At 64.3% G+C, this 16,303-nt stretch carries 13 protein-coding genes and 1 pseudogene; 10 read left to right on the top strand and 4 right to left on the bottom strand.

The annotated features are described in order from the left end of the window. Together I8J29_RS31880 and sdaAB are read right to left on the bottom strand one after the other, a co-directional pair. A pseudogene (locus I8J29_RS31880) lies at positions 1-540 on the bottom strand (hypothetical protein); the annotation flags it as partial. A 39-nt stretch (positions 541-579) separates the two neighbouring features. Continuing rightward, positions 580-1,257 (bottom strand): L-serine ammonia-lyase, iron-sulfur-dependent subunit beta, encoded by a 678-nt coding sequence (sdaAB, locus tag I8J29_RS31875; RefSeq protein WP_208851306.1) that lies wholly within the window; start codon positions 1,255-1,257, stop codon positions 580-582. Between the two features lie 138 nt (positions 1,258-1,395). Here sdaAB and I8J29_RS31870 point away from each other — a divergent pair, with 138 nt between their 5' ends. Further along, positions 1,396-1,614, top strand: coding sequence for a hypothetical protein (locus I8J29_RS31870; RefSeq protein WP_208851305.1), 219 nt, complete (start codon positions 1,396-1,398; stop codon positions 1,612-1,614). Between the two features lie 527 nt (positions 1,615-2,141). On the opposite strand, the gene I8J29_RS31865 is transcribed toward I8J29_RS31870, so the two are convergent. After that, the gene (locus tag I8J29_RS31865) at positions 2,142-2,915 is read right to left on the bottom strand and encodes a DeoR/GlpR family DNA-binding transcription regulator (protein ID WP_208851304.1); all 774 of its coding nucleotides are present in this window, start codon (positions 2,913-2,915) and stop codon (positions 2,142-2,144) included. Positions 2,916-3,280: 365 nt separating this feature from the next. Between I8J29_RS31865 and I8J29_RS31860 the strand changes: the two genes are divergently transcribed. The 8 genes from I8J29_RS31860 (at position 3,281) to I8J29_RS31825 (ending at position 13,978) form a co-directional block, all read left to right on the top strand. Beyond that, positions 3,281-5,071, top strand: coding sequence for an extracellular solute-binding protein (locus I8J29_RS31860; protein WP_208851303.1), 1,791 nt, complete (start codon positions 3,281-3,283; stop codon positions 5,069-5,071). Between the two features lie 87 nt (positions 5,072-5,158). Beyond that, positions 5,159-6,058 (top strand): ABC transporter permease, encoded by a 900-nt coding sequence (locus I8J29_RS31855; protein ID WP_338113325.1) that lies wholly within the window; start codon positions 5,159-5,161, stop codon positions 6,056-6,058. Positions 6,059-6,078: 20 nt separating this feature from the next. After that, positions 6,079-6,963 carry a carbohydrate ABC transporter permease gene (locus I8J29_RS31850; protein WP_208851302.1) on the top strand — a complete coding sequence of 295 codons (885 nt, stop codon included), beginning with the start codon at positions 6,079-6,081 and terminating at the stop codon, positions 6,961-6,963. Between the two features lie 23 nt (positions 6,964-6,986). Further along, complete coding sequence (locus tag I8J29_RS31845) at positions 6,987-7,766, top strand: MBL fold metallo-hydrolase (protein WP_208851301.1); 780 nt, start codon at positions 6,987-6,989, stop codon at positions 7,764-7,766. Between the two features lie 21 nt (positions 7,767-7,787). Beyond that, positions 7,788-8,606 carry an MBL fold metallo-hydrolase gene (locus tag I8J29_RS31840; RefSeq protein ID WP_208851300.1) on the top strand — a complete coding sequence of 273 codons (819 nt, stop codon included), beginning with the start codon at positions 7,788-7,790 and terminating at the stop codon, positions 8,604-8,606. A 25-nt stretch (positions 8,607-8,631) separates the two neighbouring features. Beyond that, positions 8,632-10,386 carry an MGH1-like glycoside hydrolase domain-containing protein gene (locus I8J29_RS31835; protein ID WP_208851299.1) on the top strand — a complete coding sequence of 585 codons (1,755 nt, stop codon included), beginning with the start codon at positions 8,632-8,634 and terminating at the stop codon, positions 10,384-10,386. Next, entirely contained in the window at positions 10,373-11,950 is a 1,578-nt protein-coding gene (locus I8J29_RS31830) for an MGH1-like glycoside hydrolase domain-containing protein (protein WP_208851298.1), read from the top strand. The genes I8J29_RS31835 and I8J29_RS31830 overlap by 14 nt, the downstream gene beginning before the upstream one ends. Before the next feature lie 207 nt (positions 11,951-12,157). Beyond that, positions 12,158-13,978 carry a stalk domain-containing protein gene (locus tag I8J29_RS31825; RefSeq protein WP_208851297.1) on the top strand — a complete coding sequence of 607 codons (1,821 nt, stop codon included), beginning with the start codon at positions 12,158-12,160 and terminating at the stop codon, positions 13,976-13,978. A gap of 139 nt (positions 13,979-14,117) precedes the next feature. On the opposite strand, the gene I8J29_RS31820 is transcribed toward I8J29_RS31825, so the two are convergent. Continuing rightward, complete coding sequence (locus I8J29_RS31820; protein WP_240546630.1) at positions 14,118-15,251, bottom strand: serine hydrolase domain-containing protein; 1,134 nt, start codon at positions 15,249-15,251, stop codon at positions 14,118-14,120. 341 nt (positions 15,252-15,592) lie between these two features. Here I8J29_RS31820 and I8J29_RS31815 point away from each other — a divergent pair. After that, a partial coding sequence (locus tag I8J29_RS31815; RefSeq protein ID WP_208851295.1) for a response regulator occupies positions 15,593-16,303 on the top strand: 711 nt, incomplete at its 3' end.

The following is a 16,303-nucleotide window of genomic DNA, read 5'->3' as shown; positions in this document are numbered from 1 at the left end:
GGGAACGAACGGCGCGGCCGGCATGTCGGCCGGACTCGGCGCCTCCGCGCCGCCTGCCGCTTCGGCCGGAACGGCGCCCGGCCTCCGCGCCGCCGGAGCAGCCGGCGTGTCCGGGATTTCCTCCGGACCCGGAGCCTGCGCGCCTCCCGGTGCAGCGCCCGGCACGGCGCCCGGCCTCCGCGCCGCCGCCCCCGGCATCTCGCCCGGCTCCGCCCCCGGCGTCCCCGTTTTCGCCATCCCGCCCGGCGCCTCCGCCGCGCCGTCCGCTCCCCGCATCGCCCACGGGGGCGCGCCTTCGTCGCGGTACGCCATGACCCGCTGGGCGTCGCGGCCGGTCAGCCCGCTGCGCGAGGTCGTGTCCTGCGTCAGGCCGCGCCGGACGGCCTCCTTCATGATGCCGTAATACGCCGCCATCTGGGCGAATTCTTCTTCGGGCGGCCTCCCGGTTTCCGCGGCTTGCTCCTCCAGCATGTACCGCCCGATGGACAGTCCGCGCGCCTCCGCCTGCTCGGCGAGCTCGCGCAGCGTTCGAAATTGCATGGCGTTCGTTCCTCCTTGCGCGGGATGATCGTCCCTTCCTTACGTCAGATGCACGAAGTCGACCCGATGGATTTCGGGATAGGCGGCGAGCTCCTCCCGCAGCGTCGGCGGGAAATCCTCGTCGGTCTCCAGCGCCATCATCGCTTCGCCGCTGCGGCTCTTGCGGTCGACGGTCATCGTGCCGATGTTGATCCCGTGCAGCTGCAGCAGCCGCGCCACGATGGCGATCATGCCGGGGGCGTCGGCATTGCGGACGACGAGCGTCGGGTAATGGCCGGTCATGCTCGTTTTGAAGCCGTCGACGTTCACGATCTCGATGTTGCCGCCGCCGATCGACGTGCCGACGAGCGTGAACGCCGGCTCCTCGTCTTCGTCGCGGCCGAACAGCCGCAGCTCGGCGGTGTTGGGGTGGACGAACAGCCCTTTGCCCGCGTCCACGCCGACGCGCATGCCCGCCTGCCCGGCGATCGCGAGCGATTCCGGCAGCCGGACGTCGTCGGTCGCCATGTCCAGCAGCCCGCCGACGATGGCGCTGTAAGTGCCGTGTCCTTCGTACGTGGCGGCGAACGAGCCGTAGAAGAGCACCTCCGCGCGGGCGGGCAGCCGGCCGAACAGCTGGCGGGCCGCCCGTCCGATGCGCGCCGCGCCGGCCGTATGCGAACTGGACGGTCCGATCATGGGGGGACCGATAATGGAAAAGACGTCTTTGAACCGCATGCCGCACGCTCCCGGATCAGAATGGATTGGAAAAGGTTAGTGTGCGGAAACGGCGGCGGAATATGCACGTTGCGGGGCGGGTTGGTTCCAGGCGCATAAAAGAGGCAGGCAAGGGGAACGTTACACCGAAACCATATCTTGGAAGGATGGAGAACGATCATTACCGCTGCCGATCGCTTAACGAAAATCATCGAGAATACGCTGTCGCTGGAGCTCCGGATCCCGGACGCCGAGGTGGAGACCATGATCGCGACCCTGGATGCGCTCGGATTCAAATCGAAAAATTCCTGGGCGTCCGTCCAGCTGCCCGGCCACACCGTCGTGGAATTTTGGAAGAAGGAGCTCATGAAAGCCTGAGCCCCGGAACCGCACCCGCGCGATGCGTTAACCCGGGCTGAACCGAGGCCGCCCGCCGATCCGAAAATCGCAGCGCGCATCCGTCGCATCAACCGCGCGCCCGTTCCGCATCAACCGCGCGCCCGTTCCGCATCAACCGCGCGCCCGTTCCGCATCAGCCGCGCATCCGTTCATCAATTAACTACGCATTTGTCCCTTATCAAACGCTTCTCGAAAGGCTGCCGTGTCCAGGCGGCCTTTTTTCGTTTGCGCGGCCGACGCTGCAGGGGCTTTCATTTCTGATCAAGGTTGACTGAATTCAATCATTTTTACAAAACGTATACGCAATTCTAGCAAAAAACGATAGAATACACCTGATTATATGATTATAATACATAATCAGCGAAGGTAAGGTTGAGCGTAAGTGATCAAATCCAGTCACGGAGCCGGCTCGCCCCGCCTTCCCGCCCGCTCGACCGGGCGCGGCGGCGCAAAAAAACCGCAACCGCGCGGAACTTCGCGCGGTTGCGGGGGATCGGGGGCCGGGCCTACACGAGCGTGACGGCAATGCCTCGGTTTTGCAAATACCGGATGTCTTCCGCCGGCGCTTCCAGATCGGTGATGACATGGTCGATCTTCTCGATCGGGCAGACGAACGCGGTATTGATGACGCCGAATTTGCTGCGGTCGGTCACGAGGTACACCTTGTTGGCGTTCTCGATCATGTTCTCCTTGATCCGGGCCGACGCCAGGTAAGCGTCCGTGATGCCCTGCCGGATGTCGATCGCCGACGTGCCGATGAAGGCGAGGTTGGCGCGGAACATGGAGATCATTTTTTCGGCGACGGGCCCGACGATGCTGTCGGGATTCGCCTCGCCGAGCGCGCCGCCGCAGATGATGACGGACAGGTTCTGCTTCTCTTTGACCGGATTCAGCCGGTAGGCGATCTCGAGGCTGTTCGTGATGATCGTGATGTTCGTCTTCCCGGCCAGCCGGTCGGCGATATGCTGGTTCGTCGAGCCGGCGTCCACGAAGATCGTATCGCCTTCCTTCACGAGCGAGGCCGCGGCTTGCGCGATGCGGAGCTTCTCGTCCTCGTACGGATCGGCCTTCCCGCGGCCGTCCGGCTGCGTTCCGCCGCCGGCTTGCGGCTTGATCATCGCGCCGCCGTTGATCCGCAGGATGTCGCCGGATTCTTCGAGCTGCGTCAGATCGCGCCGCATCGTCGCGGGCGACACGTCCAGCGCGCGGCACAGGTCCTCGATGGTCATGTATGGCTTTTGCTTCAAGATGTCGATGATTTCGAGATGTCTTTTTTTCATTCGGCGCGCTCCCGTATATGAATCGGATGTGATCGTTTGCGACCAATTTTACAACTTGTACATATAAATATATCATTTTGATCATCAAAATCAACCAAAATGATTGAAAATGATAATTTGTACGCGTCCGATTGACTCGTATCATTTGCGATGCCCAATTTTTAGCAGTTTAGACTCGATTCAATCACAAACCATATTAAGTGATTGTTAATGATCATTTTTTTGATCAAAATCGATTGACGGATGATCGGAAGTTGTCTATCGTTATGGGTGAAAGCAGCACAGCACTTATTCGGTCGCCCGGTTTCAGCAGTACGGTTCGCATCCGAACCGGCATTCAAACGCCTTCGAGGGGGAAGTACGAAATGGTAAGCAAGAAGAACGCGAACAAGCTGGCCATCTTCTGCATGGCAAGCGCATTGGTCCTGTCGGCATGCTCCGCGTCCGACGACTCCGGCAACAACGGCAGCAACGGCGGCAACGGCAGCGAAGCGAACGGGGCAAACAACCAAACGGCGGCGAACGGGGCGACGAACGAAGCGGCGTCCGACGCGCCGGCGAACGCGGCGAACGAAGCGCCGGCCGTCAACGCGGGCAAATACGAGACGCCGATCGATTTCACGATCGTCGGCCAATCCGACCCGAACCTGAAGTTCGACGAAGGGCAGAGCTACGACAAGAACAGCGTGTACGACGCCTACGGCGAGGAGCTCGGCATCAACATCAAGAACAAGTGGATCGTCGATTCCAAGCAGTACGACGACAAGGTGAACCTGACGGTCGCGTCCGGCGACCTGCCGGACCTCATGAAGGTCAACGCGACGCAGCTGCAGCAGCTCGTCGAGAACGACCTGGTGTACGACCTGACGGACGTCTACGACCAGTACGCGTCCGAGAACACGAAGAAGTTCATGACGGCGGACGGCGGCGCCGAGCTGAACACCGCCAAGTTCGACGGCAAGCTGATGGCCATTCCGGTCACGGACAGCCCGTACAACTCCGCGCAATTCCTGTTCGTCCGGAAAGACTGGCTGACGAAGCTGAACCTGCCGGAGCCGACCACGATGGACAATCTGCTTCAGGTCATCGAGGGATTCACGAAGAACGATCCGGACGGCAACGGCAAGAACGACTCGTACGGCATCATCGCGCAGAAGGAAATCTACAACCAGGCGTTCAGCTTCGCGGGCCTGTTCAACGGCTACCACGCCTATCCGGGCGCATGGGTGAAGGACGCTTCCGGCAAGCTCGTCTACGGCAGCATCCAGCCGGAGATGAAGACGGCGCTGCAGGCGCTGCAGGAGATGTACAAGGCGGGCGAGATCGATCCGGAGTTCTTCACGAAGGACCATACGAAGGAGAACGAATTGGTCGCGAACAACCAGGCCGGCCTCGCGTTCGGCCAATTCTGGACGACGAGCTGGCCGCTGCCGAGCGCCGTCGTGAAGGACAACAAGGTCACGCAGGAATGGGAAGTGTACCCGCTTCCGTCCGTGGACGACCAGCCGGCCATGACGCAGATCGGCATGAACTCGGGCAATATCATCGTCGGCACGGGCGTCAACGGCTACTACGTCGTCTCGAAGGAAAGCAAGAACCCCGAAGCGGCCATCAAGCTGCTGAACAAGTTCATCGACGTCGACACCGTGTTCCCGACGCCGGAGACGGAGCGGTTCCACAAAGGCAAGACGAGCGACGCGTACTGGAAGCTGAACCCGATCATCGTCATGTCGCAGGACGCCCAGGCCAGAGCGGGCGGCCAGCTGCCGAAGGCGGTCGAGGCGAAGGATCCGTCGATGGTGGCGGACAGCGTCGTCGGCTCGGCGTACTACAAGGACGTCGAAGCGTACTGGGGCGGCAACGCCGGCAACTGGAGCAGCTGGATGGTGGCCAAACCGCACGGCTCGCTCGACATCATGAACCAGTACCTGACGAGCAACCGCTTCTGGTTCGACTCCTTCACCGGGGCGCCGACGCCGACGATGGTGTCGAAGAAGTCCGTCCTCGACCAGAAGGAGCAGGAGCTGTACACGAAGATCATCACCGGCAAAGCGCCGATCGGCGACTTCGACAAGTTCGTCGGCGAGTGGAGCTCGCTCGGCGGCGAGCAGATGACGCAGGAAGTCAACGACTGGTACGCGAAGCAGGCCAAGTAAGCGGCGTGCCGGCTTGCCAAACCGAATAACGAGGAGCGAAGGGAAACCGTCTCGTTTTCCCTTCGTTTCATTCTTGGAGGTGCGTCTGTGTTCGGCAAAAGATGGGCCCGCGAATGGTACTTCCACGCGATGCTGCTGCCCGCCGTCGCGCTCGTGCTGATCTACTGCTACGGCCCGATGGCCGGCATGGCGATCGCGTTCGAGAAATACGTGCCGGCGAAGGGCATGATCGATTCCAAATGGGTCGGCTTGGATAATTTCGACTTCGTCCTGTCGCTGCCCGATACGTACCGGGTGCTGTACAATACCGTGTTCATCGCGTTCATGAAGATGGTCTGCGGGTTGATCGCGCCGCTTGCCACGGCGCTGCTCCTGAACGAGCTCCGCAAAATCGCGTTCAAGCGCGTGTTCCAAACGCTGATTTACCTGCCTCATTTCTTATCCTGGATCATTCTCGGCGGCATCCTGCTCGACATCCTGTCGCCGTCTTCCGGCCTCGTCAACCAGGTGCTGAAGTCGTTCGGCATCGAGCCGGTCTTCTTCCTGGGCGACAACCGCTGGTTCCCGTTCGTCCTCGTCGCGACCGACGTCTGGAAGGAATTCGGCTTCGGCACGATCGTCTACCTGGCGGCGCTGACCGGCATCAATCCGGCGCTGTACGAGGCGGCGGAGATCGACGGAGCGGGCCGGTGGAAGCAGACGCTGAACGTGACGCTGCCGGGCATCGTCCCGATCATCATTCTGCTCTCCACGCTCAGTCTCGGGCAAATCCTGAACGCCGGCTTCGACCAGGTGTTCAATCTTTATAATTCGCAAGTGTACGAAAGCGGCGATATCATCGACACGCTGGTGTACCGGCTCGGCCTCGAGCAGTACCAGTACGGCGTGGCGACGGCCGTCGGCCTGTTCAAGTCCGTCGTGTCGTTCCTCTTCATCTCGCTCTCGTACGCGCTGGCTTACCGGTATGCCAACTATCGGATCTTTTAATCGCAAAGGGAGGCAGGCTCGTGGTCTACCGACTGTCTTGGAGCCGCAAGACGTTCATCGTCTTCAATTACGCGTTTCTCGCGGCGTTGTCCTTGCTGTGCATCTTCCCGTTCGTCCATATCCTCGCCCTCTCGTTCAGCTCGTCCTCGGCCGCCGCGGCGGGGGCGGTGAGCCTGTGGCCGGTCGATTTCACGCTCGCGTCCTACGAGAACGTGCTCAGCAAGCAGGAGTTTCTCTCCTCCTTCGTCGTCTCGGTCAAGCGGGTGCTGCTCGGCACGTCCGTCAACATGCTCCTCACGGTGCTCGCGGCGTATCCGCTCTCGAAGGAAGCCGGGCAATTCAGGCCGCGCACGGCCTACGTCTGGTTCTTCGTCCTGACGATGCTGTTCAGCGGCGGACTCATTCCGCTCTATATGACGGTGAAGATGACCGGCATGATGGATTCCGTCTGGTCGCTCGTCATCCCGGCGGCGGTGCCCGTCTACAACGTGGTGCTGCTGCTCAACTTCTTCCGCGGGCTGCCGAAGGAGCTGGAGGAATCCGCGATGATCGACGGGGCCAACCCGTTCGTGATCCTGCGCCGGATCTACCTGCCGCTGTCGGTGCCCGCGCTCGCGACGCTGACGCTCTTCTGCGTGGTGTCGCATTGGAACAGCTGGTTCGACGGCCTGATCTACATGAACGACCCGTCGCATTATCCGCTGCAGAGCTTCCTGCAGACCGTCGTCATCCAGCGCGACATGCGGTTCCTGACGCCGCAGGACATCGACATGCTGAAGCTCGTGTCCGACCGGACGAACGCCGCGGCGCAGATCTTCGTCGCCACGTTCCCGATTCTGATCGTCTACCCGTTTCTCCAGAAGTATTTCGTGCACGGCATCGTGCTCGGCAGCGTGAAAGAATAACGACATTCCGATGAGGTGTACACATGACCGAACTCTTGTTTCTCGGCACGAGCGCCGGCGTATCGACGGCTAATCGCCACCACTGCAGCATGGCCATCAAGCGCAACGGCCGCCTGTACTTGATCGATTGCGGCTGCCCCGCGAGCATGCTGCTGAAGAAGATGGGGGAGGACCCCAAGGCCATCGACGCCGTCTTCCTGACCCACTGGCATCCCGACCACGCGAGCGGCCTGCCGATGCTGATCCAGGATTTGCAGCTGACCTACAAGCCGGAGACGCTCCCGATCTACGGCCCGGCGGGCACGGTCCGCAAGGTCGGCCAGCTGCAGCGGATGTTCATCATCCCGCAGGACATCTACCCGTTCCAGCTGGAATCGCACGAATACGACGAGTCGTTCGTGTTCGAGCGCGACGGCCTGCGCATCGAATTTTTCCAGACGATGCACCTGAATAACGAGAACTGGCGCAAGATCGACGAGCGCCACGGCCATGAGATCGCGCCGGTCGCCTACGGCATGGTGCTGCATCTCGACGGCAAGAAGATCGTCGTGAGCGGCGACGTGCTGTCGTCCGGCGACATCGTCCGCGCGCTGCCGGACGCGGACCTCGTCATCCACGAGTTCGGCCACATCCATCCGGAGAAGCTGAACGCCTTCGTGAAGGAGCAGGGCATCGCGAACCTGCTGATCACGCACATTCACCACGAGTGGGACCTGCGGGCGGACGAACTGAAGCGGATCGTCTCGGCGGGGCACGCGGGCGACGTTCAGGTCGCGCACGATCTGATGCGGCTCGCGATCTAAGAACGGAGGAGGAGCATGGCGATGGAACAACGCGAGAAAGATCGGGCGGCGCAGGAGCAGCCGGGGGAGCATCGCACGACGATTACGTTCCTGGGCACGTCGGGCGCCATACCGGAGGTCGGCGGCGAATCGCCGACGTTCTTGATCAACGGCCGCTATCTGGTTGATACCGGCTGGACGGCGGTCGCGAATCTGCGGAACCGCGGCATCGAGCCGCTGGAGCTGGAGTACGTGTTTTTTACGCATTTTCACCATGACCATTACATGGCGCTGCCGTCGCTGCTCTATTACTGGCTGATGCGCGGCAAGCCGCTGCGGGAGCTCAAGATCGTCGGGCCGGCGGAGGATCTGGAGCTGATCGTCAAGCGGGCCATCAGCTTCCTGCACCCGGAACGGTACTACGGGAAGGACGACGTGCCGACGCTCATTCCGCTCCTGCCGGGAGACGGCTACGAGGAAGCGGCGTTCCGGCTCGAGACCTGCGCCACGGTCCATCCCGTGCAGGGGCTGTGCTACCGGTTCATGGACCGGCGTTCGGGCAAAACGTTCACGTTCACGGGCGATACGGCCTACCATCCGCCGATCGCCGAGCATGCGCGGGGCAGCGCCCTGCTCGTGCACGAATCGGCGCTCGGACCGGTCGCCGCGGACCCGGCGAACAACGCGTACATGCACGCGGGCGCGATCGACGCGGGGCGGATCGCGGAGGCGGCGGGCGTCGCGAAGCTGCTGCTCGTGCATGCCCTGTCGAGCCGGGCGGAATCCTGCGTCGCGGCCGCGAAGGACGTCTTCCGGGGCGAGGTCGAATGGCCCGCGGACGGACAAACGTACGTGCTCTAGGGCACGAAGGAAGGAGAGCGAGCGCATGACGAACGGGCACGAACCGGCAGCCGCGGACCAAGCGCTGCCCGCGTGGAAGGACTCTTTCCGCCGCGCGCCGATGAGTTATTACGACATGTACGTGAAGAGCGGACTCGTCCGGGAGAACGGATTCGTCGGGATGCCGCCGGAGGAGCGGGCGCTGCCGTCCTACGCGGAAGCGGCGGAGCGGCTGCCCCGCCCGCATTGGGAAGGGCGCGAGACCGAGCTCGGCCTCTACTGGAAGGCGTGGGAGCTGGCCTTCGGCCATCTGCGCAAGGCGAACGCGCGCAACGGCTTCCCCGCGAACTACATCGACACGGCGTTCAACAACGATCTGTTCATGTACGACAGCAGCTTCATCCTGCTGTACGGGATGTACGGGCGCCGGGCGTTCGATTTCCAGCGGACGCTGGACAATTTCTACGCCAAGCAGCATCCGGACGGCTTCATCTGCCGGCAGATCCGCCAGACGGACGGCACCGACGTGTTCCACCGCTTCGATCCGTCGAGCACGGGGCCGAACCTGATGCCGTGGACCGAATGGGAATACTTCCGGATGTCGTCGGATACGGAGCGCCTGGCGAACGTATTCCCGGCGCTCGTCGCGTACCACCGCTGGCTGAAGGCGTATCGCACGTGGCCGGACGGCACGTATTGGGCCAACGGCTGGTCGGGCGCCGCGGACAATTTGCCGCGCATTCCGAACAACGCGGACAAGGACAAGGATTATTTCTTCCACGGCCATCTGGTCTGGTGCGACAGCTGCATCTTCCAGGTCTACGCCGCGAAGCTGCTGGTCGCCATGGCCGGCGTGCTCGGCCGGGAGGCGGAGGTCGCGGACGTGGCCGAAGAAGCCGAGAAGCTGACGGCGCTTATCAACGACCGGCTATGGGACGAGGAGACGGCGTTCTATTACGACATGCTCCCGGACGGGACGCTGACCGGCGTCAAGAACATCGGGGCGTACTGGGCGCTGCTGGCCGATATCGTGCCGGCGCGCCGGTTGGAGCGGTTCGTCGCGCATCTGTCCGATCCGGGCGCGTTCAACCGGCCGCACCGGGTGCCGTCCTTGTCGGCGGATCATCCCGCGTACCGGCCGGAAGGGGACTATTGGGTCGGCGCCGTCTGGATGCCGACGAACTACATGGTGCTGGGCGGGCTGCGCGCGGCCGGCTTCGAGGCGCTCGCGGAAGAGATCGCGGCCAATCACCTGGATCAGGTGACGGACGTGTACGCCGAGACGGGCACGATCTGGGAAAATTACGCGCCCGAGCAGGCCGCGCCCGGCAAGCCGGCGAAGCCGGACTTCGTCGGCTGGGGCGGCCTCGCGCCGATCGCCGTGCTGTTCGAGTACCGCTTCGGGCTGCGGCCGGACGCGCCGGCTTCGCGGCTCGCGTGGGACGTGCGGCTGCTGGAGGCGCACGGCGTGGCGCGGTATCCGTTCGGCGCCGAAGGCGTGCTCGACCTGGCGTGCGCCGCCCGCGGCTCGCGGACGGAGCGGCCGCGGATCGAGGCGCGGTCGAACGTCGCGCTGACGCTGATCGTGCGCTGGGACGGCGGCGAGGAGACGATCGCGCTCGCGCCGGAGGGCGGCGCCGGCGGGAACGCGGCGGCGGAAGCCGGATCGGCTGCCGAGACCGAAGCTTCGGCAGAGGCCGGGGCGGCCGCGAGAGCTGCGCGCGAGTCGGAAGCCGGATCGGCCGCGGAGTCCGAATCGGCGGCAAGCGCGGAGACGGGAGGCGGCCATGACGGCGAATAACGCGCCGGGCATTCGCCCGAAGGTCGAGGAACGGGAGTTCCAGAGCGTGCAGAAGGACCGCTATTACAGCACGTACGTGCCGAATCCGCTCGTGCGGGAGAACGCGTTCCGGGGCATGGCGGCCGACGCCGCCGCGCTTCCGGCGTTCGACGGCGCGCGGGACCGGCTGCCGTCGCCGAGGTGGGACGGCCACGAGGCGGAGATCGCGAGCTACTGGAAGGCGTGGGAGCTGGCGTTCGGCAACCTCCGCGCGCCCGCCGAAGGCAGCGGCTTTCCCGCCAATTATATCGATACGGCGTTCAACGACTGCCTGTTCATGTGGGATTCCTGCTTCATCATGATGTTCGCGAAGTACGGCCGGCGCGCGTTCGCCTTCCAGCGCACGCTCGACAACCTGTACGCCAAGCAGCATCCCGACGGCTTCATCTGCCGCCAGATCGGCACGGGCGACGGCGCCGACCGGTTCCACCGGCACGATCCCGCGAGCACCGGGCCGAACGTGCTGGCCTGGGCGGAATGGGAATATTTCCAGGCCTCCGGCGATCTGGACCGGCTCGCGCGCGTCTTCCCCGTGCTCGCGGCGTACCACCGCTGGCTGCGGGCGTACCGGACGTGGCCGGACGGCGGCTATTGGTCCTCCGGCTGGGGCGCCGGCATGGACAACCAGCCGCGGATGCCGGCGGAGCTGCCGTACCAGGCCGACGAGTTCTACCACGGCCATCTCGTCTGGGTCGACGCGTGCCTGCAGCAGCTGCTGTCGGCGCGGCTCGTGCTGCTCATGGCCGGCCTGCTCGGCCGGGCGGAGGACGTGCGCGATTTCGCGGCGGAGTCGGAGCGGCTCGCCCGCTTCGTCGACGAGAAGCTGTGGGACGAGGAGACCGCGTTCTATCACGATCTGAAGCCGGACGGCGGGCGGCTCGGCATGAAGTCGATCGGCGCCTACTGGGCGCTCATCGCCGGCGCCGTGCCGAACGCGCGGCTGGCCCGCTTCGCGGCGCATCTGGAGAATCCGTCCGAGTTCAACCGGCCGCACCGGATTCCGTCGCTGTCCGCCGACGATCCGAACTACCAGCCGCAAGGGGATTATTGGCGCGGCGGCGTCTGGATGCCGACGAACTACATGGTGCTGCGCGGCTTGAGCGGCCACGGCCGCGACGCGCTGGCGCACGAGATCGCGCGCGGCCACGTCGGCCATGTCGCGGACGTGCTCCGGCGGACGGGCACGATCTGGGAAAACTACGCGCCGGAGTCGATCGCGCAGGGCGTGCCGGCGAAGCCGGACTTCGTCGGCTGGAGCGGGCTCGCGCCGATCGCGGTGCTGCTCGAGTACGTGTTCGGCCTGCGCGCCGACGCCGCCGAGGGACGGCTCGTCTGGGACGTGCGCCTGCTCGAGGAGCACGGCGTCGACCGGTACCCGTTCGGGCCCGAGGGCGTGCTCGAGCTGTCGTGCCAAGCGCGGCGGTCGGCCGGGGAGAAGCCGGCGATTACCGTGCGCGGCAGCGTGCCGGTTACGCTCGTGCTCCGGTGGGCGGGCGGCGAGGAGACGATCCGCGTCGCGCCTTAAGCGCCGTTCTGCCGGGTCCGCGCGGCCCTTCGGAAGATTACGCCATCCGCCTTTTCGGCGGTTAACCTTTCGTACGGTTTAATAAAGGCAAGCAGGCCGCGGGGCTCGTCCCGGCGGCTTTTCGGCGTACCGCTGCGAGAGGGAGCGAAACTTTTCAAGACCTGCCAGCGTCTACATGATATTCCCTATTATGGAAGGATGGCTGTTGTGAATTATCGAAAAGCGATCATCGCCACCCTCGCTTCCGCCTCGCTCGGCGGGCTGGCCGCCGCCTGCCCCGCCGCCGCGGAGTCCGCCGCGCCGAATGCGGCCTTGATCAAGCAGGAGACGAGTGGAGCGAGCCAATCGGCCATGGCCGCGAACGTCCTCTTCCTGGATTATACCGCCGAGCTGCAGTCCCGGAACGCGAACGGGACGATCATGGTTTCGGGCCGCAGGCTGCTGGAAGCGATCGGTTACCGCGTCGCCTGGGACGCGGCCGACGGTTCGCTGACGGCCGAGCGACCGGGGAAGCCGGCGCTCCTCCTTCGGGCCGGCCGGCGGGAAGCGAAGCTCGGGGACAAGACCCTGCAACTGCCGGCAGCCCCTTATATCGGCGAAGGGGTCCTGTGGGTGCCGCTTCGATCCGCGGCCGAGGCGGTTGGTCTGACGGTCGCGTGGGACGCCGCGAACCGCTATGCCTATGTCAAAGACCCGGCGGCGCTCCCGAAGATCAGTCTGACGACCCGGGCGGATAACCGCGTAACCGAACAGCCGGCGAATCTGATCGGCTACTTTAGGTCTCAGATGGGAATCGACGTGAATCTGACTTTGGTTCAACCCGACTTTTACCGGGAGAGGACCAACATTATGGTCGCCGCCGGCGATACGGGCTCGGTCATGCTGCTGCAAAATAACTATGCGTATTCCGACGAGCTGCTCCGGAGCTTCGCGATGGATCTCACGGAGGATCTGAACGCGTTCCCGCGCTTGAAGGCGCTGGCCGCCGAAGCGGCCGGAGGCCGGACGATCGACGGCCGGATCTATGGCATCGCGCGGCCGCGAGATCCTCACGACGCGCCGTTTCCGGCCGTCAGGCAGGATTGGCTGGACCGGCTCGGCTTAGCCCGGCCGAAGACGATGGAGGAGGTGTATGCCGCCCTGCGGCAGTTCACCCTGAAGGATCCCGACGGCAACGGCAAGAACGATACGTACGGGATGACCGGTTATACGACCGCGGCCGGTCTCGGATCGTTCGCCTGGGTCGAGCAGGCGTTCACGGGAAGTCCCGAGCGCTTCGCCGTTCAGAATGGCCGCGTCGTCGATCATGCGCTCGGCGCCGGGGAGACCGCGGCGCTGAGCTGGCTTGCGCGCGCTTATCGGGAAGGGCTGATCGACAAGGAATTCGCCGCCCAGACGCCGGAACAAGCCGCCGACCGCATCCGCGGCGGCCGATCCGGCCTCGCGGCATTAAGCTTGCGCGACGCCGCGGCGCTGACGGGCGACAAGGCGGAATGGATTCCCTTGTCGGGCCTTAAGGCCGATTCGCTCGGCGCCCCCATCGCGCCATGGAATACGGAAGTAACGGACACCTACATCGTCACGCGCATGTCGCGCGTGGCGCCGAAGACGATTTTGCGCTGGCTGGACGGCGGGCTGGCGAAGAACGAGTCGGGAGCGTGGGACGGCATCGAGGGATTCGGTCAAACCGACCGCGCGGCGCTTCGCAGTCTGTTCGGCGAGCCGGACCTCTTGAACAGCGACGCGCTGAAGTCCGTGCCCGAACAAACGCGGGGCGCCTACGAGACGGCGGTCAAGGAATGGCAAAAGACCTCTTACGCGGATGCCGTCGTTCCCGCCTTCTCCGGGCTGTGGAGCACGGGCAAGTATGCGGAATTGAACGCCGAGCTGAAGGAAACGCAGATCAAGGTCATTCTGGGGGAGCTTTCTATGGCGGACTGGGAGCATTACACGAAGACGCTCGCGGCATCCAAGCCTTACCAAGCGTTGCTGGCGGAGTTGGCCGACCTGGCAGGAGACGGGGCGTGAACCCCGGAAGCGTATCCCATTGAAGCGCATCCCATGGACGCGGCGCGCGTCGCATGCACCGTACGGCAAGAAGCCTCCGTTTTCGCGAAACGCGGAAACGGAGGCTTCTTTGCATGCCATACAGGCACGTCCGTGCGCGCTACGCGAGCGCCCCATACACAACCGCCCGCAGCCGGTTGACGATATAAGGCTCGAGGCTCGGAAGCATCTGCTGCATGTACACGACGGACAGCTCCTCCGCCGGATCGATCAAGACCCACGAACCGGCCAATCCGGCCCAGCCGTATTCGCCGATCGGACCGTTGCTGCCGCCGGCCGCCCGATTGATCATGACGCGCACCCCTAACCCGTAGCCGTATCCGCTCATCTGCGACCAATCGAAATCTTGGAGCTGCCGCGGATTTAAATGGTTGGTCGCCATTAATTGAAGGGTCTGGGGGCTGAGAAGCCGAACCCCGTCCAATTCGCCCCCTCTCGCCAGCGCCTGCGCGAACCGGCCGTAATCGCCGATCGTCGACAGAAGCCCGCCGCCCCCGCTTTCATGGCGGCTGCCCGGCTGATAAGCGGCGTCCATGCGCGTATTGGGCGTCAGCGTCCCGTCTTCGGAGCGATCGTACATCACGCACAGGCGATGCCGCTTCTCGTCCTCGATCCGGAACGAGGTATCGGTCATTCCTAGCGGCTCGAAAATTTCCTTCCGCAGATAATCTCCAAACCGTTGCCCGGACAGCACTTCGACCAAGGCGGCCAAGACATCGTGGCTCGTCCCGTATTGCCAGCGCGTGCCGGGATCGAAGGCCAGCGGAATGCCCGCCAGCGCTTTGGAGATCGCCCGCGGTTCCAGCGCGGCGACACCCTGCTCGAAGATTTTGCGGGTTTGCCTTTCGGTTTCCGTGCCGTCGCCGCCGTACGTAAGCCCGGACGACATCGTGAACAAGTCCTTGACCCGGATCGGAGCCGCCGCGGGAGTGGCGGACCCGTCTTGCCGGTACACCTGCGGATTTTTGAATTCCGGCAAGTATTCGTCCAGCGGGTCGTTCAGCAGGTACAGTCCTTTTTCGTACAGCATGAGCGCGGCCGCGCAGGTGACCACTTTGGTCATCGAATAAATCCGGTAAATGGTATCCGGCCGAATGCTTATGGCTTGCTCCTTATCCGCATATCCGAAGCTTTCCCGGTACAACACTTCTCCCCGCCGTACGACGGTGCAGGCGCACCCGGCCGGTCCGCCGTTCTCCATGAAGCTCTTCAGCAGCGGAGTCAATCTTTGCATTTGGCTCACTTGCAAACACCTCCATCACGAGTTTGAATACGGAATCCTGAATTTTCATCTACATCGCCGCTTCGCAGCTCCTAGGTCAACGTTGTAAGGATTCGAGGAGCGACTGGTAATATCCTCCTGAAACCGCCTTCTTGCCAAAGGAAAATGGGCGGTCGGCACCCGGCGCGTTCGGCGCGCCTCCCCGCGAAGACGCGGAGCGCGGACGCGCGGGAGCACGAAGCGCTGGATCATTAACCCAGTTAATGGAATGCCCGCGTCCCTCTACCCAAGGCCTCCGCAACGTAGTACTGTATAAAGAAATCGATTGGCCGAAGAAGGGAAGGAAGAACGGTATGAACATTCTCATCGTGGACGATGAACCGCGGCATCTGAGAGGAATGGCCGCCATGCTTCGGGCGATGCGGCCGGACGCGGACGTCGCGACGGCCAAGGACGGGGAAGCGGCGCTCGCCGCCGTGCGGGACGCGCGCCCCGACGTGGTGCTGAGCGACATCCAGATGCCGAACATGGACGGGCTTGCTTTCCTGCGGCGGCTGGAGGAAGAAGGCATTGCGACGAAGGTCGTCATGGTGTCGGCGTACGACCTGTTCGCGTACGCCCAGACCGCGCTGCGCCACGGCGCGTACGATTACCTGCTGAAGCCGGTGGACGCGGAGAAGGTCGAGGCGCTGCTGGAGCGGCTGGAGACGCAGCTCGCCGCGGAGCGGGAGGCGCAGGCGTCGTCGGACGCGCTGCGGCAGCGGCTGCGCGAGGCGTCGCCCGCCTATCGCAGCCGGCAGCTGCACCGCTGGCTGGCCGGCGAGCTGCCGCCGGACGAAGGCGCGGGGCTCGCGGAGTGGCCGGCGCTGCAAGGAGCGAACGTCCTCGTGCTGACGGAGGCCGTCCGCGGGGACGGCGCGGAGACGGACGGGGCCGCCGCGCCGGAGCCGCCGCCGTTCGATGAACTGGCCGAGCGGCTGGCGCTCGCCGCGTCGGCGTTCGGCGACGCGTGCGCGTTCGCGCTGCAGACGGAGCCGGCGCCGGGCGCGCGGCTCGTCACGGCG

Origin of the sequence: Paenibacillus artemisiicola, from assembly GCF_017652985.1 — a bacterium.
In the GTDB taxonomy this organism is placed as follows: Bacteria; Bacillota; Bacilli; order Paenibacillales; family Paenibacillaceae; genus Paenibacillus_Z; species Paenibacillus_Z artemisiicola.
The sequence above is the reverse complement of the archived record's forward strand: the minus strand, read 5'-3'. Positions and strand labels throughout refer to the sequence as shown.

Bases quoted from the DNA above. Each gene is read 5' to 3' on its own strand.
- sdaAB (WP_208851306.1), bottom strand. From the start codon at position 1,257: ATGCGGTTCAAAGACGTCTTTTCCATTATCGGTCCCCCCATGATCGGA.
- I8J29_RS31865 (WP_208851304.1), bottom strand. From the start codon at position 2,915: ATGAAAAAAAGACATCTCGAAATCATCGACATCTTGAAGCAAAAGCCA.
- I8J29_RS31860 (WP_208851303.1), top strand. From the start codon at position 3,281: ATGGTAAGCAAGAAGAACGCGAACAAGCTGGCCATCTTCTGCATGGCA.
- I8J29_RS31845 (WP_208851301.1), top strand. From the start codon at position 6,987: ATGACCGAACTCTTGTTTCTCGGCACGAGCGCCGGCGTATCGACGGCT.
- I8J29_RS31840 (WP_208851300.1), top strand. From the start codon at position 7,788: ATGGAACAACGCGAGAAAGATCGGGCGGCGCAGGAGCAGCCGGGGGAG.
- I8J29_RS31835 (WP_208851299.1), top strand. From the start codon at position 8,632: ATGACGAACGGGCACGAACCGGCAGCCGCGGACCAAGCGCTGCCCGCG.
- I8J29_RS31830 (WP_208851298.1), top strand. From the start codon at position 10,373: ATGACGGCGAATAACGCGCCGGGCATTCGCCCGAAGGTCGAGGAACGG.
- I8J29_RS31820 (WP_240546630.1), bottom strand. From the start codon at position 15,251: ATGCAAAGATTGACTCCGCTGCTGAAGAGCTTCATGGAGAACGGCGGA.